Origin of the sequence: Sutcliffiella horikoshii (genome assembly GCF_008180725.1) — a bacterium.
In the GTDB taxonomy this organism is placed as follows: Bacteria; Bacillota; Bacilli; order Bacillales; family Bacillaceae_I; genus Sutcliffiella_A; species Sutcliffiella_A horikoshii_B.
Window position 1 is genome coordinate 362,302 of sequence record NZ_VTEV01000001.1, and the last position, 23,909, is coordinate 386,210.

The 23,909-nt window shown below is 41.7% G+C and carries 22 protein-coding genes and 1 other annotated feature; of the genes, 1 reads left to right on the top strand and 21 read right to left on the bottom strand.

Translation table 11 applies throughout. The features are described from left to right. The first annotated feature begins 330 nt into the window (after window positions 1-330). Window positions 331-1,089, top strand: coding sequence for a SurA N-terminal domain-containing protein (locus FZC76_RS01835; RefSeq protein WP_187441927.1), 759 nt, complete (start codon window positions 331-333; stop codon window positions 1,087-1,089). On the opposite strand, the gene FZC76_RS01840 is transcribed toward FZC76_RS01835, so the two are convergent. The 21 genes from FZC76_RS01840 to FZC76_RS01940 form a co-directional block, all read right to left on the bottom strand. Then, a complete protein-coding gene (locus FZC76_RS01840; RefSeq protein WP_148986565.1) occupies window positions 1,081-2,118 on the bottom strand; it encodes a nuclease-related domain-containing protein in 1,038 nt (345 codons plus the stop codon). The two genes, FZC76_RS01835 and FZC76_RS01840, sit on opposite strands and share 9 nt — an antisense overlap. A gap of 674 nt (window positions 2,119-2,792) precedes the next feature. After that, on the bottom strand, window positions 2,793-3,425 hold the full coding sequence (gene pyrE / locus FZC76_RS01845) for an orotate phosphoribosyltransferase (RefSeq protein ID WP_148986974.1): 633 nt from the start codon (window positions 3,423-3,425) through the stop codon (window positions 2,793-2,795). Window positions 3,426-3,433: 8 nt separating this feature from the next. Next, complete coding sequence (gene pyrF, locus FZC76_RS01850; RefSeq protein ID WP_148986566.1) at window positions 3,434-4,147, bottom strand: orotidine-5'-phosphate decarboxylase; 714 nt, start codon at window positions 4,145-4,147, stop codon at window positions 3,434-3,436. After that, window positions 4,119-5,060 (bottom strand): dihydroorotate dehydrogenase, encoded by a 942-nt coding sequence (locus FZC76_RS01855; protein WP_148986567.1) that lies wholly within the window; start codon window positions 5,058-5,060, stop codon window positions 4,119-4,121. Before FZC76_RS01855 ends, pyrF begins: the two co-directional genes overlap by 29 nt. After that, window positions 5,057-5,833, bottom strand: a complete 777-nt coding sequence (locus FZC76_RS01860) for a dihydroorotate dehydrogenase electron transfer subunit (RefSeq protein WP_148986568.1) — start codon at window positions 5,831-5,833, stop codon at window positions 5,057-5,059. The genes FZC76_RS01855 and FZC76_RS01860 overlap by 4 nt, the downstream gene beginning before the upstream one ends. Then, window positions 5,833-9,048 carry a carbamoyl-phosphate synthase large subunit gene (gene carB, locus FZC76_RS01865; RefSeq protein ID WP_148986569.1) on the bottom strand — a complete coding sequence of 1,072 codons (3,216 nt, stop codon included), beginning with the start codon at window positions 9,046-9,048 and terminating at the stop codon, window positions 5,833-5,835. Before carB ends, FZC76_RS01860 begins: the two co-directional genes overlap by 1 nt. Further along, complete coding sequence (locus tag FZC76_RS01870) at window positions 9,033-10,130, bottom strand: carbamoyl phosphate synthase small subunit (RefSeq protein ID WP_148986570.1); 1,098 nt, start codon at window positions 10,128-10,130, stop codon at window positions 9,033-9,035. The genes carB and FZC76_RS01870 overlap by 16 nt, the downstream gene beginning before the upstream one ends. Then, window positions 10,127-11,416 carry a dihydroorotase gene (locus FZC76_RS01875; RefSeq protein WP_148986571.1) on the bottom strand — a complete coding sequence of 430 codons (1,290 nt, stop codon included), beginning with the start codon at window positions 11,414-11,416 and terminating at the stop codon, window positions 10,127-10,129. The genes FZC76_RS01870 and FZC76_RS01875 overlap by 4 nt, the downstream gene beginning before the upstream one ends. Continuing rightward, on the bottom strand, window positions 11,382-12,308 hold the full coding sequence (locus FZC76_RS01880) for an aspartate carbamoyltransferase catalytic subunit (protein WP_148986572.1): 927 nt from the start codon (window positions 12,306-12,308) through the stop codon (window positions 11,382-11,384). Before FZC76_RS01880 ends, FZC76_RS01875 begins: the two co-directional genes overlap by 35 nt. Before the next feature lie 161 nt (window positions 12,309-12,469). Then, window positions 12,470-13,789 carry a solute carrier family 23 protein gene (locus FZC76_RS01885; RefSeq protein WP_148986573.1) on the bottom strand — a complete coding sequence of 440 codons (1,320 nt, stop codon included), beginning with the start codon at window positions 13,787-13,789 and terminating at the stop codon, window positions 12,470-12,472. A 155-nt stretch (window positions 13,790-13,944) separates the two neighbouring features. Further along, the gene (gene pyrR / locus FZC76_RS01890; protein ID WP_060665830.1) at window positions 13,945-14,487 is read right to left on the bottom strand and encodes a bifunctional pyr operon transcriptional regulator/uracil phosphoribosyltransferase PyrR; all 543 of its coding nucleotides are present in this window, start codon (window positions 14,485-14,487) and stop codon (window positions 13,945-13,947) included. Between the two features lie 206 nt (window positions 14,488-14,693). Then, complete coding sequence (locus tag FZC76_RS01895) at window positions 14,694-15,608, bottom strand: RluA family pseudouridine synthase (protein WP_148986574.1); 915 nt, start codon at window positions 15,606-15,608, stop codon at window positions 14,694-14,696. Then, the gene (lspA, locus tag FZC76_RS01900) at window positions 15,605-16,072 is read right to left on the bottom strand and encodes a signal peptidase II (protein WP_060665828.1); all 468 of its coding nucleotides are present in this window, start codon (window positions 16,070-16,072) and stop codon (window positions 15,605-15,607) included. Before lspA ends, FZC76_RS01895 begins: the two co-directional genes overlap by 4 nt. Before the next feature lie 543 nt (window positions 16,073-16,615). Then, window positions 16,616-19,384, bottom strand: coding sequence for an isoleucine--tRNA ligase (gene ileS / locus FZC76_RS01905; RefSeq protein ID WP_148986575.1), 2,769 nt, complete (start codon window positions 19,382-19,384; stop codon window positions 16,616-16,618). Between the two features lie 69 nt (window positions 19,385-19,453). Continuing rightward, window positions 19,454-19,690 (bottom strand) — a binding site (T-box leader). Window positions 19,691-19,781: 91 nt separating this feature from the next. Next, window positions 19,782-20,282, bottom strand: a complete 501-nt coding sequence (locus tag FZC76_RS01910; RefSeq protein WP_060665826.1) for a DivIVA domain-containing protein — start codon at window positions 20,280-20,282, stop codon at window positions 19,782-19,784. A gap of 79 nt (window positions 20,283-20,361) precedes the next feature. After that, a complete protein-coding gene (locus tag FZC76_RS01915) occupies window positions 20,362-21,135 on the bottom strand; it encodes a YlmH family RNA-binding protein (RefSeq protein WP_148986576.1) in 774 nt (257 codons plus the stop codon). Between the two features lie 74 nt (window positions 21,136-21,209). Beyond that, a complete protein-coding gene (locus FZC76_RS01920; RefSeq protein ID WP_148986577.1) occupies window positions 21,210-21,479 on the bottom strand; it encodes a YggT family protein in 270 nt (89 codons plus the stop codon). Between the two features lie 6 nt (window positions 21,480-21,485). Continuing rightward, window positions 21,486-21,950: a cell division protein SepF gene (locus tag FZC76_RS01925; protein WP_148986578.1), complete on the bottom strand. Its 465-nt coding sequence runs from the start codon at window positions 21,948-21,950 to the stop codon at window positions 21,486-21,488. Window positions 21,951-21,966: 16 nt separating this feature from the next. Next, window positions 21,967-22,653, bottom strand: coding sequence for a YggS family pyridoxal phosphate-dependent enzyme (locus FZC76_RS01930; protein ID WP_148986579.1), 687 nt, complete (start codon window positions 22,651-22,653; stop codon window positions 21,967-21,969). Then, window positions 22,650-23,483, bottom strand: coding sequence for a peptidoglycan editing factor PgeF (pgeF, locus tag FZC76_RS01935; RefSeq protein WP_148986580.1), 834 nt, complete (start codon window positions 23,481-23,483; stop codon window positions 22,650-22,652). Before pgeF ends, FZC76_RS01930 begins: the two co-directional genes overlap by 4 nt. Window positions 23,484-23,586: 103 nt before the next feature. Then, a complete protein-coding gene (locus FZC76_RS01940) occupies window positions 23,587-23,847 on the bottom strand; it encodes a YlmC/YmxH family sporulation protein (protein WP_148986581.1) in 261 nt (86 codons plus the stop codon). Window positions 23,848-23,909: the final 62 nt, after the last annotated feature.

Genomic DNA, 23,909 nt, shown 5'->3' on the forward strand with positions numbered 1-23,909 from the left:
CGCTGAGGATTTCCGCAAATGGCTCCGCTTTCCTAGGGGCGCTGCTGGAGCCTCCTCGGCTTCGCCTGTGGGGTCTCCACCTAGCCCTATCTCCCTCAGGAGTCTTCGCCTTTTGCTCCAATCCTCAGCTCGAAACTACAAAATACTATATAATACCAGTTTTACAGTGGCCTCATTAATTTGCAGGTGCTTTTCTGTCAAATTATTTAAATATAATCACAATTTAGGTTTATTTTTACAAAAAGAAGGGTAATTATTTGCTTCCTTATAAAAACCATGTTTAAATGGAAAAATAGTTTTAAATGTTTTTTTCAAATGGAGGGTAACAACATGAAAAACAAATTAACGATTTTTCTAGTAGCAATGTTAACAGCTGTTCTATTAGCTGCATGTGGTTCTGATGGAAACAATGCTTCTAAAGAAGCCAATGAAAACAAAGAAGCTCAAGAAGGACAAGAACAGCAAACCCCTGAAGTCGAAAAAGTAGATCCTGAAAAAGTTGTCGCAAAAGTCAACGGACAGGAAATTAAAGGCCAGGAATATAATGAAATGCTTCAACAAACTCAAATGATGATGATGCAATTCGGTCAAGGCGGAGACGCTAAGGCAATGAAGGACCAAACATTAAACGCATTGATTGATCAAAAAATCCTTTCTCAAGAAGTGGAAAGCAAAGGCTATAAAACAAGTGAAAAAGAAATTGAAGACTACATCAACGATATTAAAGCAAACTACGAAAGTGAAGAAAAATTCGAAGAGGCTCTTGAAGCAAGCCCTCTGACTATGGAAACTTTGAAGGCGCAAATTTCTGAAGAATTGGCACTTCAAAAGTACATGGAAAAAGAATTCCCTGAAACAAAAGTAACGGACGAGCAGATCAAAGAATACTACAACCAAGCAAAAGAGCAAAGCGAAGCTCAACAAGCGGAAGCTCCTGAAGGGGAAGAAGCACCAGAAAACAAATTCCCGGAACTTGCGGAAGTGGAAGACCAAATCCGCGGTCAACTTGAACAAGAAGAAACACAAAAGAAACTTCAAACTCTTGTTGAAGATCTGAAGAAAGACAGCAAAATTGAAAAATTAATCTAATATGATGAAGTTAACGAACGCACCCTGTGATATGGGTGCGTTTTGTTGTATTTGGAGACTTTTTAAACAGTATCTAGAGTTGTAAGTAGTTCCGATTCTCTTAAGTGATAACTCTTTTATCATTTTTCTAGCACTACGTACATTATTTATGTGTAAAATTTCACACACCTTACTAATTGAAATGGATGGGCCAAATAAAAGAGAATAGTCAATCAGGGTTTGAATGTGAGCTTTCTTTGATTGGTGTTTGCAATAAGGGCAGCTCCATTTTCTTGGGTGCTTCTCCATAGCCAGTTTGTTGCAATCAGGGCAAGCAACTCCTGTCAATATATCTGTAGGATCTATATTGTTATCTTTTAGGATATTTACGTTTTTGGGAGCATGGTTGTTGGTTATTAGTACGGAAATTTTATGTAGGGAATATATGGTGGAGCGGGCTGACTGCTGGTTTGCTAGAATGTCGTTGATTTTAAATGGCAGTGCAGGGCTTCTCACCACGAATTCTTGTACTAGAGTAGGGTTGGAAAGTGCTTTTACAATAGCGTTTTGGTTTGTCACAACTACAAAACAATAACCTGGGAACCCTTCTATGCCGTGGTTGGTTAACCACCGCTTAAATTGATTATATTGCATTTTCACTTGGAGGATCGGATCTTGTCTGGAAATTTCATGGATTATATCCTCTTTTTTAGTCTGAATAAGTTGTTGGTAATCAGGATCAAAAAGAAGTGTCCCGGTTAGGTGTTTGGTTTCTAAGAGGATAAAGAATGAAGGGAAAAGTAGAAGAGTATCCATTTGGAAGTGATGGTTATTCAGGAGTAGTCTTGCCCCTTTAACTACAATACAATCCTGAATTCCACTTAATTGCGCTAAATAATAATCTATGGAGTTTTCGCCAAAATCTCCAGAACGTCTTTTGCCTAATTCACTCTCAATCTGTGGGTATTTTTCATGTTGAGGTGGCAGTCTTCTATGTAAGGCATCAAGTTTGCACTGCATGATTGAACGACGATATGTTTGTTTATTCAATTTTTCACACCTTTCTCACAGTAGTTCAGTTACATATTTCGACATTTTTTGATGAGGTTCCTGCTTTACATAAGGAATTTTGTTTTATTTTTTGGAATTAATATTTAGGTTATTGGATTTATTGAACAGATATGGGGTCTACCGGGGTTCACTTTGGGGTTCTACCGTTAAAATTGGACCTTCTACTACTTTTAGTGCAACCTTGTACATTTCCCAGCCGTACTTCTACATCTAAACTCTCATATTCTACATTTTTGCTTTTCAGCTACTAATTTTTAAAAGTAGGTAATCTTCTAGCTTATTGATGACTTCGATCAGCCTGAGGCATTTCAGATAATTTTGTGGCGCCTCTCGCCAGGAACAACAGGGATTCCCATGCTTCCGCTCCCCTTCAATCCACCTTCTACCGTTAATTCAAAACCTTCTACCACTTTTCCTTCGACCTTCTACATTTCCCGGATTCGCTTGTACATTTCCCAGCCGTATTTCTACCTCTAAACTCTCATATTCTACAATTTTCCATTTCAGCTACCTAATCTTAAAATAGGTAGCTGTTAATCTTTTCTTTTCTCCACTCATCCAAATAAACCGATGCCTCTTCCATTTCAAAGCTATCCGCACACACAAAAAATCCCCCAGACCACCAACAGTCCAAGGGATTCCCCAAAAAATCTTTAGAACTCCATCCAAGTCTCACTAGTCGGGTTCTCCACCCACTTTGAAAGCTTCTTGCGATCACCTTCTGCAATGTAGTTCTTCTCGATTGCCACATCTATCAATGTTTGATAATCACAAAGTGCATGCGCTATAATCTCGTAATTAGACAAATTATCATCTGCAACTTCCAGACCGTATGTAAAAATTGCTACTACACCTAGTACTTCACACCCAGCTTCTCTCAGCGCCTGAACTGCCGCGATTGCACTCCCGCCTGTGGAAATTAAATCCTCCACGACAACTACCTTCTGTCCAGCTTCCACACGTCCTTCAATCTGATTGCCTTTTCCATGCGCTTTTGCCTTGCTTCGAACATAGCACATAGGCAAGTTCAGTTCATTGCTCACTAATGCAGCATGCGGAATGCCCGCTGTCGCTGTACCGGCTACCACCTGCACATCTGGAAACTTTGAAACAATCAAACGTGACAAAGATTCAGATATGTTTTTCCTAACCTGTGGATAAGAAATGGTTAAACGGTTGTCACAATAAATGGGTGATTTAATTCCTGAAGACCATGTAAACGGATCGTTCGGTTGAAAAAATACTGCTTTAATTTCCAATAAGTCTTCTGCCACTGTTCTGTTCATAAGCTCGTTCATCCTATCTCCACTCCCTGCCATTGTTGTATAATTGTTTCATAAGCCTTGCGTGGGTCACCAGCACGGGTGATACTGCGTCCTACTACAATCTCTGTCGCACCAAAAATACGTGCATCCATAGGAGTTACCACGCGCTGCTGATCATCCATACTATCTTCTTTCATCCGGATTCCTGGGGTCACCTTTTTGAACTGCACTCCAAAAGCCTCTCGCAGCATCGTTGCTTCTAGTGAGGAACACACCACACCATCCAAGCCGCTCTCAAATGCATTGCGTGCATAGTGCAGAACTACTTCATTAAGCGGAGCATTAATCATGAGATCCTCTTGCATACGCTTTTCCGACATGCTAGTTAACTGCGTGACAGCAATCAAGTTAGGGCGTCGTCCACTGGCCCCCTCCATTAAACCTTCCAAACCGGCTTTCATCATATCTTTACCGCCGGCAGCATGGAGATTGGTCATCCCTACACCTAATTTCCCAAGACCTTTCATTGCCTTATAAACAGTATTTGGTATGTCATGAAGCTTCAAATCAAGAAATACCTCGTGACCTTCTGCAACCAAATATTCTACAATTCCTGGTCCTTCTTGGTAAAACAATTCCATTCCGACTTTTACATATAATTTTTCCCCACCAAAATGTGCAAGAAATTCCTGAACGTCTTCTTTACCTGCAAAATCAAGCGCGACTATAAGCGATTTTTGCATGCTGCTTCCAGCTCCTTCCGATACACTCTGAAATATGCTCAAACCCTAATTCGTGCATTTTATATGGAAGTTCTTCGATGATGGTCGGACATACAAACGGATCTACAAAGTTTGCGGTTCCAACAGCTACGGCACTTGCACCTGCAAATAGATACTCTAAGACGTCTTCAGCAGTTTGTACGCCGCCCATGCCGATGATAGGGATGGAAACCTTTTGACTGACTTCATGGATCATTCGAATCGCTACAGGCTTTATCGCAGGACCGGATAATCCACCAGTACCATTAGCTAACACTGGTCGTCCGGTTTTCAAATCGATTCTCATACCAAGCAGTGTATTGATCATCGTCAACCCATCGGCTCCAGCCTTTTCAATCGCCACAGCAATCTCTGAAATGTTTGCAACATTTGGGGATAATTTTACGTAAACGGGTACATCAGAAACTTCCTTGACCGCTTTTGTTACTTCAAATGCCACCTTCGGGTCCGTTCCAAATGCAATTCCCCCTGTTTTTACGTTTGGGCAGGAAATATTCAACTCTAGTGCATGAACATTCGGAGCCAAGGATATCTCTTTTGCTACCTTCACATAATCTTCAATCACAGATCCTGCAACATTTGCAATGATTGGAACATTATAATCCGCTAAAAATGGCAGTTCTTCAGACATAACTTTTTCCAATCCAGGGTTTTGCAGCCCGATGGCATTCAGCATTCCTGCGTTCGTTTCCGCCACCCTTGGAGTCGGGTTTCCGAATCTTGGCTCTGAAGTAGTAGCTTTAATCATGATTGCTCCTAAAACATTCAAGTCATATAGCTTGGCAAATTCCCTACCAAACCCGAAGCAGCCTGATGCTGGCATGATGGGATTTTTCAAATCAAGGCCTGGCAACTTTATTGATAAGCAACTCATAGTACAACCTCCCCTGCTCGGAAAACCGGCCCATCTGTACAAACTTTTTTGTAAGAGTACCCTTCTGGATCGTTTTGAAGATGACAAACACATGCAAAGCAAGCCCCAATTCCGCATCCCATCCTCTCTTCAAGAGAGAGGTAGACGTTTTTATCCGGATATAGGTTTTCCAGTGCGCCAAGCATCGGTGTTGGACCGCATGCAAAAAGTGTCGTGAAGGGTATTTGAATCTCCTCCAGCACATTTGTCACGAAGCCTTCTGTTCCGTAAGTCCCATCAACCGTCGCTACGTAAGTGTCACCGAAGTAAGCAAATTCATTTTTATAAAAAACGTCTTCTTTTGATTGAAAGCCAAGTACATGGGTGGTACTTACTCCTCTGCGGTTTAACTGTTTGGTTAACTCTAGCAGTGGCGGGACACCGATTCCTCCCCCCACTATTAATGCATGATCGCCACGTTGTAGTTCTTCCACGTTAAATCCGTTTCCGAGTGGCCCCAAAATGTCCAGCTTTTCGCCTGGCTGCTTTCCTGCCAAAAGCATCGTTCCTTTTCCCTCAGCTCTGTATGTGATCTTGCATTGTCTTTTTTCTTTATCAATGCAAGAGATACTGATAGGACGCCTTAAAAGGGTATCGAAACCTTCTGTTACACGAATATGAACGAACTGACCAGGGGAACTCATCAGGTCGACGAGTTCTCCTTCTAAGGTCATTTCATAAATATTACGCGCAATATTAGTTTGTGAGATGATGGTCATCCAGGCTTTTTTCATTAGCTGTACACCGCCTCTTTTTCTGTGCTTTCCAAGGTTTCGATCGATTCAATGGAGAATGTCATCGATTCTAATACTCTAAGGATCGCTTTTGCTGTATCAAGGGATGTTAGGCAAGGGATCCCATTTTCTACTGATTCACGGCGGATTCTGAATCCGTCACGAGCAGGTTGTTTTCCTTTAGTCAACGTGTTGATAACAAATTGTGCTTGCCCTTTTCTAATCACATCAATCAGGTTCGGTGATTCCCCGCCTATTTTATTGACAACCGTTACCGGGATGTCTGATTCGCCAAAGAATTCTGCAGTTCCTGCTGTAGCTAAAAGTTTGTAACCGATACGGTGGAATCTTTTTGCAAGTTGAAGTGCTTCTTCTTTGTCTTTGTCTGCAATGGTGAACAATACAGAACCGTAAGTTCTTATGGAAATCCCAGAAGCAACCAGACCTTTATATAGCGCTTTTTCTAGGGTGATATCTTTCCCCATTACTTCTCCTGTAGATTTCATTTCCGGTCCAAGGGTGATATCCACATTTCTCAGTTTTGCAAAAGAGAATACCGGTACTTTCACAAACACACCTTTTGTTTCCGGCTGCAGTCCAGATCCATATCCTTGTGAAGCAAGCGTTTCACCTAAAATGATCTTGGTAGCTACCTTGGCCATTGGCACATGGGTTATTTTGCTTAAGAATGGTACTGTACGGCTTGATCTTGGATTTACTTCTATTACATAGACTTCCTCTTTGTAGATGACAAATTGAATGTTTAGTAGTCCGATAATGTTCAAGCCTTGTGCCAATCTAGTTGTGTAATCAATGATTTGTTCTTTGATACCTTCACTCAATGTTTGTGGAGGGTAGACCGCAATCGAGTCACCTGAGTGAACACCAGCGCGTTCGATATGCTCCATTATTCCTGGGATGAATACATCTTTTCCATCTGAAATTGCATCTACTTCGATTTCTTTACCTGTCATGTATTTATCAATCAGTACAGGATGTTCCGGGTTGATTTTTACCGCATTTTTCATGTAGTGTAAAAGCTCTTCAGACTTATAGACGATTTCCATCGCACGACCGCCCAAAACATACGATGGACGCACAAGCACCGGGTAGCCTATTCCTTCGGCAATTTCGATTGCCTCAGGGATAGAGATGGCTGTTTTCCCTTTAGGTTGTGGAATATCAAGGGTGTTCAATGTCTGTTCGAATTTATCGCGATTTTCTGCTCGATCTAAGTCTTCTAAGGTAGTACCTAAAATCTTAACTCCTCTTGCTTCTAATTCCGCTGCAAGGTTGATTGCCGTTTGGCCACCGAATTGTACAACGACTCCTTTTGGCTTTTCCAGATTGATGATATTCATGACATCTTCAATCGTTAATGGCTCAAAATAAAGCTTGTCAGAAATACTGAAGTCTGTTGATACTGTCTCTGGATTATTGTTGATGATGATTGCTTCATAACCCGCTTCTTTAATTGCCCAAACAGAATGGACCGTTGCATAGTCAAACTCTACACCTTGGCCGATTCGAATAGGACCGGAGCCGAGCACAACGATGCTTTCTTTTTCGGTAACTTCGGATTCGTTTTCCTCTTCATACGTTCCATAGTAGTAAGGGGTGCTAGACTCGAACTCAGCTGCGCAAGTATCTACCATTTTATACACTGGTGCTATTCTTTCTTGAAGACGCAGTTCATAGATGTCTCTTTCGCTTGTGGCCCATAATTTTGCGATCGTCTCGTCGCTGAAGCCCATTTCTTTCGCTTCGATCAGCGTGGAGATGCAACCATTGTTGCTTGTGATAAACTCTTCCATCGCCAAGATTTTATGCAGCTTTTGTAGGAAAAACAGATCAATCTCACACCAATCATGGATAGTCTGAATGGTGACGCCCCTTCTCATGGCTTCCGCGATATAGAACAATCTTTCATCCCCAGCTTTTCTGATACGTTTTTCCACTAGTTCATCTGAAAACCCTTCGCTTCCTTCCAGCTCAAGGTAGGAGATGTTGGATTCAAGAGAACGAACTGCTTTTAGAAGTGATTCTTCAAACGTTCTACCAATAGCCATTACTTCTCCTGTTGCTTTCATTTGAGTGCCAAGTCGACGGTTCGCTGACTCAAACTTATCAAATGGGAACCTAGGGATCTTTGTTACGATATAATCCAGTGCCGGCTCAAAGCATGCATACGTTTTGCCTGTAACAGGATTCATCATTTCATCTAGAGTCAAACCTACTGCGATTTTCGCAGCTAATTTAGCAATTGGGTAACCTGTTGCTTTGGAAGCAAGTGCAGATGAGCGGCTTACCCTTGGGTTTACTTCAATAATGTAGTAGTTGAAACTGTGTGGATCAAGCGCGAGTTGTACATTACATCCACCCTCGATTTCCAAGGCACGGATGATTTTCAGGGATACATTACGCAACAACTGATATTCCCTGTCACTTAGTGTTTGGCTCGGCGCCACCACGATGGAGTCTCCCGTATGTACTCCGACCGGATCGATGTTTTCCATGTTGCAGACTACAATTGCATTGTCATTGCTGTCACGCATCACTTCATATTCGATTTCCTTAAATCCAGCGATGCTCTTCTCTAGTAGACATTGTGTTACGGGACTATTTTTCAGTCCGCTTGTCACGATTTCAATTAACTCTTCTTCGTCCGAACAAATTCCTCCGCCTGTTCCGCCAAGGGTATAGGCAGGTCTTACAATGACCGGGTACCCTACTTGCTTAACAAATTCATAAGCTTCTTCAAGATTTATGATGATTTCACTTTGAGGGACAGGCTCTCCCAGTTCATTCATCAAAGTACGGAACAGGTCGCGGTCCTCTGCTTTTTGAATAGCAGATAGCTTCGTCCCGAGAATCTGTACGTTACATTCCTCTAGAACCCCTGCTTCTGCCAGTTCCACAGCAAGGTTTAAGCCTGTTTGCCCACCAAGGGTAGGAAGGATGGCATCTGGTCGTTCCTTGCGGATGATTCTGCTTACAAATTCGACCGTTAATGGTTCCATGTATACTTTGTCCGCCATCTCTTGGTCTGTCATGATGGTTGCAGGATTGGAGTTTACTAGAATAACGCGGTAGCCCTCTTCGCGAAGGGCGATACACGCTTGCGTACCTGCATAATCAAATTCTGCTGCCTGCCCGATCACAATAGGACCGGACCCGATTACTAAGATGGATTGGATGTCTAGACGTTTTGGCATACAAGTTCCTCCTTTTTTGCTTCCTTTATAAGTTCCATGAATTGATCAAATAAGTAGTTCGCATCTTCTGGTCCTGGACTTGCTTCCGGGTGATATTGGACCGTGAAAACAGGGTAATCTTTATGTTTGATCCCTTCGACCGTACCGTCGTTTAGTGCGATATGTGTTACTTCTAGTCTTGTATTTCCTAATGACTCTTCCGTTACGGTGTAGCCATGGTTTTGGGAAGTTAATGCCACTTTTCCGGTTTTCAAATCTTTTACCGGGTGGTTGGATCCTCGATGACCGAATTTCATTTTTTCCGTATCCGCTCCACATGCAAGGGCAAATAGCTGGTGTCCGAGGCAAATTCCGAATACCGGTACTTTTCCGAGTAGTCCTTGAATCATCGTGATCGCTTCCGGAACGTCTTTTGGGTCTCCAGGTCCATTGGACAGCATCACTCCGTCCGGGCTAAGCTGCATGATTTCTTCAGCTGTGATGTTGTAAGGAACCACGACCACATCACATCCACGTTTGTTCAATTCTCGTAAAATACCGTGCTTCATTCCGAAGTCCACAAGAACCACTCTGTACCCGCGACCTGGACTAGGATAAGCCGTCTTTGTGGATACTTGATGTACTTGGTTGGTTGCAAGCGTCGTCGTTTTCAATTGTTGAACTACTTCATCACGGTCTACATCAAGTCCGCATAATGCTCCTTTTAATGTTCCATGCTGACGAATGATTCTTGTCAGTTTTCTTGTATCAATCCCTGCAATTCCTGGAATGTCTTTCGCTTTGAAAAACTCATCCAGTGTCCATTGATTACGGAAGTTGGAAGGATAATCACTGACTTCTTTTACAATAAAACCGTGGATGGCAGGATGAATGGATTCAAAGTCATCTCTGTTCACTCCGTAATTTCCTACAAGTGGATATGTGAGGGTAACTAGCTGACCACAGTAGGATGGATCCGATAAAATTTCTTGATAGCCTGTCATTCCTGTATTAAAAACCACTTCACCAATAGAGTCCTTTAAGCTGCCAAACGCCTTTCCTACAAAGAAAGTGCCGTCTTCTAAAATTAGTTGTCGATTCATACTTGAACACTACCTTTCTGCCAAACTAGTTTTCCTTCTACTATTGTCATTACTGGCCAACCTTTACATTCCCACCCCGTAAAAGGTGTGTTTTTCCCTTTGGAAAGAAAGGTTTCCGGATTAATAGTTGATGAGATATTCAAATCGATAATGGTAAGATCTGCAGTGGCTCCTTCTTCAATTTTTCCACTTTGCAGTTTGAACACTTCTGCAGGTTTAACAGTCAACCAAGCTAATAATTGCTTTAGTGTAAATTTCTTTGTTTCCACAAAGTTTGTGTAGAGTAATGGAAAGGCAGTTTCTAGTCCTACGATTCCAAATGGTGCTTTCTCCATGCCTTCTGCTTTTTCTTCCGCTGTATGAGGGGCATGATCAGTTGCGATGAAATCAATGGTTCCGTCAAGCAACCCCTCGATTAACGCGTCTTGGTCCGCTTTCCCTCTTAATGGCGGGTTCATCTTGAAATTTGGATCAAGTCCAGGAATGTCCTCTTCACATAGCAACAAATGATGTGGGCTGACTTCAGCAGTAACCTTTATTCCAGCCCGTTTTGCGTCCCTTACCACCCTAACCGATTCTTTTGTACTGATATGGCAGACATGATAGTGGCAGCCCGTGGCCTCCGCCAGCAAGATGTCACGTGCGATATGAACGGATTCACATACAGATGGAATTCCATTTAAGCCATGCTCCTTGGAAAACGTCCCTTCATGGACAGAACCTTTATTTATCAGGGTATTTTCTTCACAATGAGCAACGATCGCCATATCAAGAGACGCCGCTTGTTTCATTGCTTCAAGCATTTTGGAGGCATCCTGTACGCCTACCCCATCGTCTGTAAAAGCGAATGCACCCGCTTCTTTTAATTGTGCAAAATTCGTAAGTTCCTGTCCAAGCTGTCTTGTTGTGATGCAAGCATATGGAAGGACACGAACACTTGCCGTTTCTTCGATTCTATTATTCAACCAATTTAGCTGTTCTTTCGTATCAGGGGTCGGTCTTGTATTAGGCATCGCGCAGATCGTGGTGAAGCCACCTTTAGCCGCTGCTTTCGTTCCAGTCTCAATGGTTTCTTTCTTTTCCCCGCCAGGTTCCCTTAAGTGTACATGTACATCAATGAATCCCGCGGATACTAGATTCCCTTCAAGATCGATTACTTCCTCTATCCCTTTATCATCAATGTTGGAGGCGATGCTTTTAATGTTTTTACCCTCAATCAGGATATCCACCTTTTCTAGTTCACCTTCAGAATTAAGCCATTTCCCATTCTTTAATAATGTTGTCATGCTCTTTTCCTCCTTCATTGTTTGTTAGTGCTCTTTTCAGTACAGCCATTCTCATGTACAAGCCATTTTCCATCTGTTTGAAAATTCTTGAGCGCTCGCATTCCACCAGCTCATTTGCAATTTCCACCCCGCGGTTGATCGGTGCCGGGTGCATGATGATGCTGTTTGGCTTCATTTCTTTTTCTCGTTGGATTGTCATACCATATTGCCCGTGGTAATCATCCAATCCTGCAATACCGCTATGATGCCTTTCATGTTGGATTCTTAAAAGCATTACCACATCACTTGTTTGTATCGCGTTTTCCATTGAGATGTAAGCCTCTTTTGGGTAACTCTTATCTTTCCATTCATCAGGAGCGACAAATCTTACCTCTGCGTCGAGTCGCTCTAGAACTTCTGCGTTCGATCTCGCTACCCGGCTATGGCGGATATCACCGATGATGGTGATTTTCAAGCCCTCGAAGTGCTTAAACTCTTGGAAAATTGTCATCAAGTCCAAGAGCGATTGTGTTGGATGATTTCCACAACCATCGCCTCCGTTGATGATCGCCGCATCTATGTTATGTAATTGGTTGAAATATTCTTCTTCGGGGTGGCGAATGACAAGTGCACGTACGCCAAGGGACTCTAGAGTTTTAGCGGTATCATACAAGCTTTCACCTTTGTTGACACTTGATGTGCTGGCTTCAAATGGTAGTACTTGAAGACCTAGTCTTCTTTCTGCCACTTCAAAGCTGCATTTTGTTCTTGTACTTGATTCGTAGAAAAGGTTGGCAACGAATGTCTGTTTTTCTGGTGTCCATTGTTTGCCTTGCTGAAATTCCGTTGCTTCTTCAATCAGTGCCATAATTTCCTCGTTAGCCAAGTCACTCATCGTTCGTAAGTGTCTCATTTCCATCCCTCCCATTTCATAAAAAAACACCCTATCCATTTTGCCGGAAGGGTGTTTTGCTCATACTCAGGTAAACAAGAGGATACTTTTGTAGAATCTTCCTTGTTCACTAAGTGTTCGCCTTGCACCCTTCTCAGCCTCTCTGGACTTCTCTTAAAAGGTTAAGCTACTGTATTTTGTTTTTCTTCATATTTTCTTTGCTCTGTTTTTTCTTGCTCATCCTGTGGCAAGACAAGGTTTAAGACTACTCCGATAATTGCGGCCATTGCCATTGCAGGTAATTGGAAGTTGTCAATCTTGATGAATGCCCCGCCGATTCCGATGACCGTAATGACAGCTGCGATGATCAAGTTTCTTTTTATATTGAAGTCTACTTTGTTATCAATTAACATTCTTAATCCACTTGATGCAATGATTCCGAAGAGCAGGATGCTTACTCCGCCCATTACTGCACTTGGTACTGTGCTAATCAATGCCGAGATTTTTCCGATGAATCCAAATGTAATGGCAATCACTGCTGCTCCCCCGATGACAAACACACTGAACACTCTTGTTATTGCAAGTACGCCAATGTTTTCCCCGTATGTTGTATTTGGAGGTCCTCCGATTAGGGATGCAAGCATGGTTGCAACCCCGTCACCCAGGATGGAACGGTGTAGTCCTGGTTTTTGAATGAAAGGTCTTCCTACAACTTTACTTAGTACCATCTGATGTCCGATATGCTCTGACAAAGTTACAATGGCAACCGGCACCATGATGAAGAAGATGGAAGCATTAAAGCTTGGTGTGTAGCTGACAAATGGGATGATGAAATCTGGTACTTGAATCCAGCTTGCTTCTTTAACAGGTGTTAAGTCTACCAGGCCCGTAAAATAAGCAATCAGGTATCCGGAAACTATTCCGATTAGGATAGGGATCAGGCTGAAGACCCCTTTTAAGAAAATGATTGCTCCGATGGTGATGGCTAAAGTGGCCATTGCAACCAACAAGTGTTTTACGCTGTATATTAATTCAGCCTGTGGTGCTCCAGGGTTTTCGTACATGGCCATATCCACGGCTACTCCAGCTAATCCTAAACCGATGACAATGATGATTGGCCCTACCACAACTGGCGGCAAGAGTTTCATAATCCATTGATGTCCAAGTTGTTTGATTAATAATGCTACCATTCCGTATGCAAGACCGGCCATGAAGCTTCCGATCATGGCAGCCCCTGGACCTCCTATTTCAGTAGCCAAAATAATTGGTACGATGAAGGCAAAGGATGAACCAAGGTATGCTGGGATTTGACCTTTTGTTATTAGAAGGTAAGCAAGTGTCCCAAGTCCGCTTGATACTAATGCTACTGCTGGACTTAAACCTACTAAAAGCGGGACGAGGATGGTTGCGCCAAACATCGCGAATAAGTGCTGCAGGCTTAAAATTAACCATTTTGGTTTACTTGGTACTTCGTGTATGTCTAAAACTGGTTTCTCTCTCATAACGTTTACCTCCCGAATTTTCCCATAAAAAAACTCTTTGTGCAGCGTGATGGCACAAAGAGGTAGAGAGGTTCCAGGAAGATCCGCCAGCAGCGAATTCTAAAACCAATGTACCCCTTTGCCAGCCTCACGGGACTGCAATTAAAAGGGTCTATTTATTTATCATGTATGCTTACTTGATCGTTATCATCAATTTCAGAAAGTTCCACCACTATCTTTTCAGTGCTAGCAGTCGGAATGTTTTTTCCTACAAAATCCGCTCGAATCGGTAATTCTCTGTGGCCTCTATCAACTAGTACGGCAAGCTGGATTTGTGAAGGTCTTCCGAAATCCATCAGTGCGTCCATTCCCGCTCGAACTGTTCTACCTGTGAACAATACATCATCTACTAAAATGACTTTTTTGTTGTTGATGTCCACTGGAATATCAGAGCCTTTGACAAGTGGTTCATTATCAGAAGTTTTGGTCGTCAGATCATCTCTATATAGGGTGATGTCTAGTTCTCCTACCGCGATATCCTTTTCTTCTATCTGATTGATGCGCTCGGCCAATCTTTTAGCCAAGTGAATTCCTCTTGTTTTAATTCCCACAAGAACGGAGTCTTCCACACCTTTGTTGCGCTCGATAATTTCATGAGCGATGCGTGTTAACGCTCTTCTTATTGCCTGCTCGTCTAAAATCAAAGCTTTCTCTGCCATTTCCCTCACCCTTTCTTGCCCTTACTTGTAACGAGAAACAAAAAACCTCTCACCGTATGATGAGAGGTTTTTGTACACGAAAATAGAGGGATGGCTATAGATATAGCTTCTCCATTCGCATATGCCGTTACCTTCTCAGCCTCACGGGACTGTCGTTTAAAGGTCTTATTCAACTGAGATGATTATCTCAAAATAATATTAATCTGTCAATGGTTATTTAAAAGTTTTAAAACGCGCTCGAATTCTGGCGGATTAGGCGCTTCGAATTCCATGTATTCTTCCGTACGGGGGTGAATAAACCCAAGGATCCCTGCATGTAGAGCCTGTCCCTCTATATCGAGTGATTTCTTCGGACCGTATTTAGGATCACCTGCTAAGGGATAACCAATATATTTCATGTGCACGCGGATTTGGTGCGTTCGTCCTGTTTCAAGCTGGCACTCAATGTGAGAAAAGTCTTTGAAACGTTCGATCACGCGGAAGTGAGTGACAGCGTTTCTGCTGTTTTCATTTGTCACGGTCATGGCTTGACGATCTTTTTTGTCACGTCCGATTGGCGCATCCACCGTCCCTACATCATGAGCAATAACACCGTGCACGATTGCCTGGTACTTTCTTGTAACCGTCTTGGCAACTAGTTGATTCACAAGCTTTTCGTGTGCAAAATCATTTTTAGCGACCATTAATAATCCTGAAGTGTCCTTGTCAATGCGGTGGACAATTCCGGGTCTTAATACACCATTGATACCTGAAAGATCTTTGCAATGCGCCATCAATCCGTTCACAAGTGTTCCCGTTGCATGGCCTGCCGCGGGATGAACTACCATACCACGAGGTTTGTTGACGACAATTACGTCCGCATCTTCGTAATAAATATCCAGATCCATATCTTCCGGCAAGACATCCAGTGCCTCCGGTTCCGGGATGGTAACGGTAATATCGTCTCCAGCATTACATTTATAGTTTGGTTTAATCTTTTCTCCGTTAACAAGAACTTGTCCTTCTTTAATCCATTGTTGGACCTGTGAACGGGACCACTCTTCATTTTGAGTGGAAAGCACCTTGTCGATACGGTCATTTTTTTGTGATTCATCAATCTGAATCGTCATTGTTTCTGTCATTTTTGTGATAGCTCCTTCTCTTTCTTGCCCTCAAGTATCGTTAAGATTAATATAATCCCAACGCCTATTACTAATGCAGAATCAGCTACATTAAAGATAGGGAAATCGTAGGTAAAGATGAATGTATTGATAAAGTCAATAACTTCTTGGTGTAATACACGATCGATAAAGTTCCCTATAGCGCCTCCAAGCATTAGACTTAATGCAAGTTTCATCCAAGGTTGATCTTTAGGAAGTTTTTGCAAGTATACGATAAGTCCAATGACAACACCAACAGTAATAATGTAAAAAAAGTACATCTGGCCTTCAAGTATCCCCCATGCAGCTCCTCTGTTGCGGTGGGAAGATATGTACAAAAAGTTATGTATGATCGGAATGTTCTCTCCAATTTCCATATATCTTACTACCAACCATTTTGTTAGTTGATCGATTATGATAATTACAAGTGCAATAAGATAATACATCTTAACACGTACCCCCAGGTTTTTATATGTACTTTAGAATTATAGCAAATAGAGGGTGGTAAATAAAGCTGCTAGGAAACATTATCCTCATTCATGGCGTATGAATACCTCTGCCTTTAAAATACGGGGGACTTTGTCCTCATTCGGGGCGTATGAATTAAAACGAGGGCTACTTTGTCCTCATTCAACCAGTATGACTACCTCTACCATTAATACGAGGGCTACATTGTCCTCATTCAACCCGTATGACTACCTCTGCCATTAAAACGAGGGCTACATTGTCCTCATTCAACCCGTATGACTACCTCTGCCATTAAAACGAGGGCTACATTGTCCTCATTCAACCAGTATGACTACCTCTGCCATTAAATCGAGGGCTACATTGTCCTCATTCAGATCCTATGACTCCCTCTGCCTTCAAAATACTAGGAACATTGTCCTCATTCAACCCGAATGATTACGAGGGACCAATACAAAACTTGATCCCTACATAATAATAAAACCTGCGCCAACAAATGTCAGCGCAGGTCCTTTCTTCAAGTATTAAGCACTATAATTTTCTTTTACAACAGATGCACAGCGAACGCAAAGTGTTGGGTGGTCTTTATCTTCCCCAACTGTTGGTGTGACAACCCAGCAACGGTCACAAGTTTCACCTTCAGCAGGTGTTACTGTAATCGCTACTCCTTCAAATTGTTGTGCATTTTGTGGAGCTTCTTCTTTCACGCCGGCAACTTCTAAACCGGAAACGATGAACAGTTGTTGTACGTTTTCTTCAATGGAATCAAGCAATGCCTTCGTTTCGGCATTCGGATATAATGTGATTTTTGCAGCAAGGGATTTACCGATCACTTTTTCGTTACGGGCAACTTCCAGCGCTTTTAACACATCGTCGCGAAGTGCCATGAATTTATCCCATTTTTCTTCAATCGCATCTGCACCTTCAACAGGCAATACATCCGGCATGTCAACCAGTTGTACACTTTCTTCTTTTACAAAATCGATGTGTGACCATACTTCATCAGCTGTATGAGGAAGGATTGGTGTCACAAGTTTTGTCAGTGCAAGCAATGTCTCATAAAGAACGGTCTGGATTGCTCGGCGGTCATGCTGATCTTTTCCTTCGATATAAAGGATATCTTTCGCAAAATCAAGATAGAAGGAACTCAATTCAATCGTGCAGAAGTTATGAACAGCATGATAGATACCAGCAAACTCATATTCCTCATAGGACTTTTTCACTTTCGTGATTAGGTTGTTAAGCTTGACCATCATGTAACGATCCACTTCGCGAAGATCCTTCATTTCCACCGCATTTACTGTTGGATCAAAGTCAGAAAGATTACCAAGCAGGAAGCGGAAGGTGTTACGGATTTTACGATACACTTCGGCAACTTGCTTTAAAATGTTATCAGACACTCGAACGTCAGATTGATAGTCAACAGAAGCTACCCATAAGCGAAGAATATCTGCACCAAGTTGGTTCATTACTTTAGAAGGAAGAACTACGTTACCTAGTGATTTACTCATTTTTCGCCCTTCGCCATCAAGCGCGAAACCGTGACTCAAGATTCCTTTGTAAGGAGCTTTTCCAGTTACAGCTACACTTGTTGTCAGGGAGGAGTTGAACCATCCGCGATATTGGTCAGAACCTTCCAGGTAAAGATCAGCAGGACGTTGCAGGTCATCTCTTTCTTCTAGAACTGATTGATGGGACGAACCGGAATCAAACCATACGTCCATGATGTCCATCTCTTTAAAGAAAGTGCCATTCGGACTTCCTTCATGTGTGAAACCTTCCGGAAGCAAGTCTTTCGCCTCTTTTTCAAACCAGATATTAGATCCATTCTCTCTGAACAAAGCAGATACATGATCGATCGTTTCGTCTGTGATAATTTCCTGGCCGTTTTCTGCATAGAACACAGGAATTGGAACTCCCCATGCACGTTGACGAGAAATACACCAGTCTCCACGGTCACGTACCATGTTGTAAAGGCGAGTTTCACCCCATGCTGGTACCCATTTAGTTTCAGCCACTGCCTCAAGCAATTGGTCTCTGATTTTATCGATGGAAGCAAACCATTGTGCTGTTGCACGGAAAATGGTCGGCTTTTTCGTACGCCAGTCATGTGGATAAGAGTGCGTGATAAAGTTCAGCTTTAAAAGTGCTCCCGCTTCTTGTAGTTTTTCTGTGATCGGCTTGTTAGCCTCGTCATAGAAAAGACCTTCAAATCCTGGTGCTTCATCCGTCATATTTCCTTTTGCATCAACTGGGCACAATACATCAAGGCCATATTTCTTTCCGATGATAAAGTCATCTTCCCCGTGACCTGGAGCTGTGTGTACACAGCCTGTTCCAGCGTCTGTCGTAACATGGTCACCTAACATTACTAATGAAGTACGGTCATACAATGGATGTTTGGCAACTACATGTTCTAATTCTGCGCCTTTAAGTGTTTTGACAACTTTTGCGTCTTCCCACTCTAGTGTGCTAGATACCGTATCCATAAGTTCTGCCGCAATGATGAACTTGCTGCCATTTACTTCGACAACGCTGTAATCTAGATCCGCATGAACGGCAATTCCAAGGTTAGCAGGAATGGTCCATGGAGTGGTCGTCCAGATGATAAAGCTTTCAGATCCATCTAGTACGCCTTTTCCGTCTTCTACTTTAAAGGCTACATAGATAGAAGGAGAACGTTTATCTTGATATTCGATTTCCGCTTCTGCAAGTGCAGATTCACTAGAAGGAGACCAATAAACAGGCTTTAAACCTTTATAGATCAGTCCGTTTTTCGCCATTTCTCCGAACACTTTGATTTGCTGTGCTTCATATTCAGGTTTTAGTGTGATATAAGGATTGAACCAGTCACCTCGTACACCAAGGCGCATAAATTGTTCACGTTGACGGTCAACTTGGTCATATGCGTACTCTTCACACAACTTACGGAAGTCAGCTACGGACATTTCTTTGCGTTTTACTTTTTTGTTTTTCGTTAACGCTGTTTCAATCGGCAACCCGTGTGTATCCCAGCCAGGAACATATGGTGCATGGTAGCCACTCATGGATTTGTAGCGGACAATGAAGTCTTTTAAGACTTTGTTGAGTGCGTGACCCATATGGATGTCTCCGTTTGCATATGGGGGTCCGTCGTGCAGTACGTACATTGGGCGGTCTTTTGTGCGTTCTTGCACTTTTTTGTAGATGTCCATTTCGTCCCATTTTTGTTGTAATTGTGGTTCGCGGTTTGGAAGGTTTCCGCGCATTGGGAATTCGGTTTTAGGCATTAATAAGGTATCTTTGTATTCCATAGGTCTTTCCTCCAACTTTCTCTTTTTTGTTTTTCATAAAATAAAAATAAAAAAATCCCCTCATCCCATGAAAGGGACGAGAGGATCTCCCGTGGTACCACCCTAAATTGACAAAGCTGCTAGGTAGCAGTTTTAGTCCACTTTAGCATTCGTAACGTGAATGTGACGACAAGACTTACAAGCAATGTGCGTTCAGTCCCGTGCTCTAGGGTGATCTTCATTTCTCTTCTTATACCGGGCTTTCACCGTCCCCGGTTCGCTATAATAAGTGGTAAGAGAAACTATTGTCCCTATCAACGCTTTAATTAGTTTATAAAAATAAGTGCATGTATTTATTGTATGAAAAAACTTTGATTTGTTTCGTTATTATACTGAATATAACCTTATATCGTCAAGGTTATACTCCACTTTCTTCTAATTCTTTATCTTTTTCTTCATATTCCATCAAGTGTTCCCAATCATCATTGTCAATAAGCTCTAACTGCGCTTCAACAAGCATCTTAAAGCGGTTGCGGAAGATTTTCGACTGCTTTTTTAATTCATCTATTTCCACTTGTAGTTTTCTTGACTTTAATAAGGATTCATTAATGATGCGGTCTGCGTTCTTCTCCGCTTCTTTGATAATCAACTTTGCTTCTTTTTGAGCATTTCTTCTGACATCTTCTGCTGATTCTTGTGCCACTAGAATGGACTTATTTAACGTTTCTTCGATCGTGTTAAAGTGAGATAAACGGTCATTCAATTCTTTGACCTTTTCCTCGTGTTCTTTCTTTTCACGCAGAATCATCTCATAATCCTTGATTACCTGATCAAGAAATTCATTTACTTCATCCTCATCGTAGCCACGAAAAGCCTTATTAAACTCTTTATTGTGAATATCAAGTGGTGTTAAGGGCATTGATGCCACCTCCATTAAAATCTCTACTATTACTAAACATTATTCGACATACTCTCTTGTTTTCCTGCCAAACAAAAAATTATTTTTGTTTTCCTACAATAATTCTCCATTTGTCTTTCTTCGTTTTTCCATCCACTGTCAAAAGTTTACTTCTTCCAAATCCCCTTACAGAAAGGATGTCTCCTTCTTGGCATTCAAAGGCTGTCTGCTCGACAAGCTTCCAGTTGATCTTCACCTTTTTAGCACCAATCAATAATTGCGCCTTTTGCCTTGAAAGATTGTAGATAGACGCTATCATGACATCTAATCGCAATGATGCTGCTGTCGTCGAAGCTTCTTCCCAGCTTGTTTCGGTTGATTTTAGAGAATCAAAAGGTATCTCATTTAAAGACACTTTCACTTTACCCACTTCTTGTAATTGCAGCTCAATAAAACCACTTACTTCTGCGCTCAGTACAACTTGAATAGTGTTATCATGAAAAAAGATATCCCCAAACTTACTTCTTTTAAGACCAATACCCATTAATGAGCCTAAAACTTGGCGATGTTCAATCTTCACAAACTTTTCGGGGTAGGAAAGATCATAAGCTTTTAGCTGGAAGTCTTCAGCAGTTGGTTCGAGGTAGGGAGGATATAAGAGGGCACGTTTTCTTTCGGCACCAGTTGTTCCCCCATGGAAAGCAAGCTTAACATCCTCATTATTTCCTACTACACTCTTCACAATTTCTTGCTCACGGGGGTCAAGGAAATCCGTAAGTTTTGAAGCATACTGTTCGATAACGGTATCCTTCCATTCCAATACTTGGTCGATAAAATCATGCTCTTCTTGTCGAAAATGTTGATAAATACTCATTGTATCACTCTAATCTAACAAAAGTTAAGAAGGGAAACCCGTTATAGTTCTAGCGAGATTCCCTACTTTTCATATTAATATATACCTATCATACCAAACAAAGCTTTAAGCCCTAATACTGCATATCGCAATACGAAAATAGCGACAATTGGAGAAATATCGATCATTCCAAGTGGCGGGATGATGCGGCGAAACATGTCTAGGTATGGTTCACATATTCTTCCTAAGATCCTACCAAAGGATGACTCCCTTGCGCCTGGAAACCAAGACATAAAAATATAGATGATTAACGCTAACGTATAAATGAAAACTAACTGATCAAGAAAATTAAAAAATGTACCCATGAATATCTACCACCTCTTGTCTGTATATTCTTCCTGTTCTTGCTGCATAATCTCAGAAATGGATCCAGATACATCCACATTGTCTGGCGTGCATAGGAAAATATTCTGTCCAATGCGCTGGATATCTCCCCCAATGGCATATACGGTGCCACTTAGGAAGTCTACGATCCGCTTAGCCTGATCCATATCTATTCGCTGCAAGTTGACGATGATTGCGCGGCGGTTCTTTAAATGGTCGGCAACGTCTTGTGCTTCCGAATAAGATCTAGGTTCATATAGGACCACTTTGGATGTCTTCTGTACACTTTGCAGGCTGACAACATTTTGTCTAGAAGCAGGTTGAGTTGTCCCAGATCTTGTTCTTCTCGGCTCCTCTACCATTTCTTCTTCCTCGTATACTTCCGACTCTTTGTACTCATATTCTTCATCATCTAAGGCAAAGAAACTTTTGAATTTTGATTTTATCGTCATTCCCTACACCTCCAAATTATTGTTCGTTTCCTACAAGCGCACTTCCAATTCGGACGAATGTTGCACCTTCTTCAATGGCAATCTTGTAGTCATTGGACATCCCCATGGACAGTTCTGTACATGGCGCAAACGGAAGGTTCATCGATCTTATTTCTTGTTGCAGAGATTTCAATCCACGGAAGCAGTTTCGCAACACTTTTTCCTCCTCTGTATAAGGAGCCATTGTCATTAATCCGACGATTTGAATGTTATGGAACTCTGAGAGCGTTTTTACAAATCCCGGAACTTCTTCCGGTGTTAGCCCGTGTTTGGAATCTTCCCCTGAAACGTTTACTTGAATAAAGCATTTAGCGATTTTTTTTGCCCTTTTATGTATTTCTTCTGCTAGGGACTTGCGGTCCAATGAGTGAATATAGTCCACTTTATCAATGATATTTTTTACTTTTTTAGATTGTAAAGTTCCGATGAAATGCCACGTTGCTTGATTAGATATAGTATCCCACTTCATTAGCAAACCGTCATCACGATTTTCGCCAAGATGCGATACACCTGCTGTAATGGCCTCTTGAGCACGCTTTGTTGATACATATTTTGTAACGGCAATTATCTTTACCTCTTCTACTGAACGATTGGCACGGTCACATGCATCTCTGATATTTTGCTGAATTTCGGAAAGATTTAGTTCGACTGATTGTTCGTTCATTCAAAATCCGCACCTTTCAAACCTATAAAACTCATCATTCTTCCCGTTTTCCCTTTATCCCGACGATGGGAAAAGAATAGGGATTCATTAGAGCTTGTACAAAAAGAGCTGCAAAGGATGTTTTCCTCACTGACACCAGCTTGCAAAAGCAGTTCAAAATTGACTTTTTTAAGGTCAAGAGCATACTGCCCGCTAGATACTTCTTTCATATATGTTTCCTTATCTGTACCAGGAAGTGCATCCATTACTCTATTAACAACATAGTCATCCACAATATATGCTTGTGCCGAAATAGCTGGTCCAATGGCAACTTGAATCGTATCAATGTTAACGCCATCTTCCATCCAACGATTAATCATGTTGCCAGCAATATTTTTCACGGTGCCTTTCCAGCCGGCATGAGCAATACCAACAAGGGAATGTTCCTTGGAATAAAAGTACAGTGGCACACAATCAGCAAAACATAGTGTTAATAAAATATTTTCACTATCTGTATAAATGCCGTCTGTTCCTGACAAAGCAGTGCTGTAGGAATATACACCTTTGCCTTTATCAGGGTTGTTTACTTTTACGATTTTATCTTCATGTGTTTGGTCGCATCCTACCCAATTTTTTGTAGGTATATTCAACTGGCTTGCCAAAATCTCTTTGTTTTGACATACAGCATCCACTGAATCATTGACATGCAACCCCATATTCAATGTACTGAATTGTCCTTCACTGACGCCTCCATTTTTCGTTGTAAATCCGACGATCAAGTTGGAAGCATTCCCTTTCCAAACAGGGAGAGACAGTGTTTGTTCTTTTTCCAGAACAAATGGCTCCGTCATCTATGACACCTTCTTTATGTTACACTCATATTCTTTCATATTGTACCACATTTTTCTACTAACATTGAATTATATTGTCCCTTTCGACAGTAATTTTCGCGCATCATTCCTCATATGCGGTCTCTACTTTTGTTTGATAACGCACAAGAATAACATCTGCACCGATTTTGACGATATTTCGCCATGGAATAACAACCTCCTCATCCTTACCAAAAAATCCTAGCATCTTTCCTCCTCCGGTAATGATGATGGCCTCAACTTTTCCATTTGTTAGATTGATATCAATATCGCCGATGTTACCAAGTTTCTTCCCATCCGAGACACTTACCACATCTTTCATTTGAAAATCTGATATTTTTACCATGTCCATTCCCCCATTTTAGCTATCATACTTAACTATATGATAAATGTATCGAACTTCATGAG

Excerpts from the sequence above, each read along its gene's own strand:
- FZC76_RS01915 (WP_148986576.1), bottom strand. The coding sequence starts at position 21,135 with ATGAGTATTTATCAACATTTTCGACAAGAAGAGCATGATTTTATCGAC.
- lspA (WP_060665828.1), bottom strand. The coding sequence starts at position 16,072 with ATGTATTATCTTATTGCACTTGTAATTATCATAATCGATCAACTAACA.
- ileS (WP_148986575.1), bottom strand. The coding sequence starts at position 19,384 with ATGGAATACAAAGATACCTTATTAATGCCTAAAACCGAATTCCCAATG.
- FZC76_RS01940 (WP_148986581.1), bottom strand. The coding sequence starts at position 23,847 with ATGGTAAAAATATCAGATTTTCAAATGAAAGATGTGGTAAGTGTCTCG.
- FZC76_RS01925 (WP_148986578.1), bottom strand. The coding sequence starts at position 21,950 with ATGACGATAAAATCAAAATTCAAAAGTTTCTTTGCCTTAGATGATGAA.
- FZC76_RS01855 (WP_148986567.1), bottom strand. The coding sequence starts at position 5,060 with ATGAGTTGCTTATCAATAAAGTTGCCAGGCCTTGATTTGAAAAATCCC.
- FZC76_RS01885 (WP_148986573.1), bottom strand. The coding sequence starts at position 13,789 with ATGAGAGAGAAACCAGTTTTAGACATACACGAAGTACCAAGTAAACCA.
- FZC76_RS01880 (WP_148986572.1), bottom strand. The coding sequence starts at position 12,308 with ATGAGACACTTACGAACGATGAGTGACTTGGCTAACGAGGAAATTATG.
- pyrE (WP_148986974.1), bottom strand. The coding sequence starts at position 3,425 with ATGAACAGAACAGTGGCAGAAGACTTATTGGAAATTAAAGCAGTATTT.
- FZC76_RS01860 (WP_148986568.1), bottom strand. The coding sequence starts at position 5,833 with ATGAAAAAAGCCTGGATGACCATCATCTCACAAACTAATATTGCGCGT.
- FZC76_RS01910 (WP_060665826.1), bottom strand. The coding sequence starts at position 20,282 with ATGCCCTTAACACCACTTGATATTCACAATAAAGAGTTTAATAAGGCT.
- FZC76_RS01875 (WP_148986571.1), bottom strand. The coding sequence starts at position 11,416 with ATGACAACATTATTAAAGAATGGGAAATGGCTTAATTCTGAAGGTGAA.
- pgeF (WP_148986580.1), bottom strand. The coding sequence starts at position 23,483 with ATGACGGAGCCATTTGTTCTGGAAAAAGAACAAACACTGTCTCTCCCT.
- FZC76_RS01930 (WP_148986579.1), bottom strand. The coding sequence starts at position 22,653 with ATGAACGAACAATCAGTCGAACTAAATCTTTCCGAAATTCAGCAAAAT.
- carB (WP_148986569.1), bottom strand. The coding sequence starts at position 9,048 with ATGCCAAAACGTCTAGACATCCAATCCATCTTAGTAATCGGGTCCGGT.
- FZC76_RS01920 (WP_148986577.1), bottom strand. The coding sequence starts at position 21,479 with ATGGGTACATTTTTTAATTTTCTTGATCAGTTAGTTTTCATTTATACG.
- FZC76_RS01895 (WP_148986574.1), bottom strand. The coding sequence starts at position 15,608 with ATGACAGAAACAATGACGATTCAGATTGATGAATCACAAAAAAATGAC.
- FZC76_RS01835 (WP_187441927.1), top strand. The coding sequence starts at position 331 with ATGAAAAACAAATTAACGATTTTTCTAGTAGCAATGTTAACAGCTGTT.
- pyrF (WP_148986566.1), bottom strand. The coding sequence starts at position 4,147 with ATGCAAAAATCGCTTATAGTCGCGCTTGATTTTGCAGGTAAAGAAGAC.
- FZC76_RS01870 (WP_148986570.1), bottom strand. The coding sequence starts at position 10,130 with ATGAATCGACAACTAATTTTAGAAGACGGCACTTTCTTTGTAGGAAAG.
- pyrR (WP_060665830.1), bottom strand. The coding sequence starts at position 14,487 with ATGGCAGAGAAAGCTTTGATTTTAGACGAGCAGGCAATAAGAAGAGCG.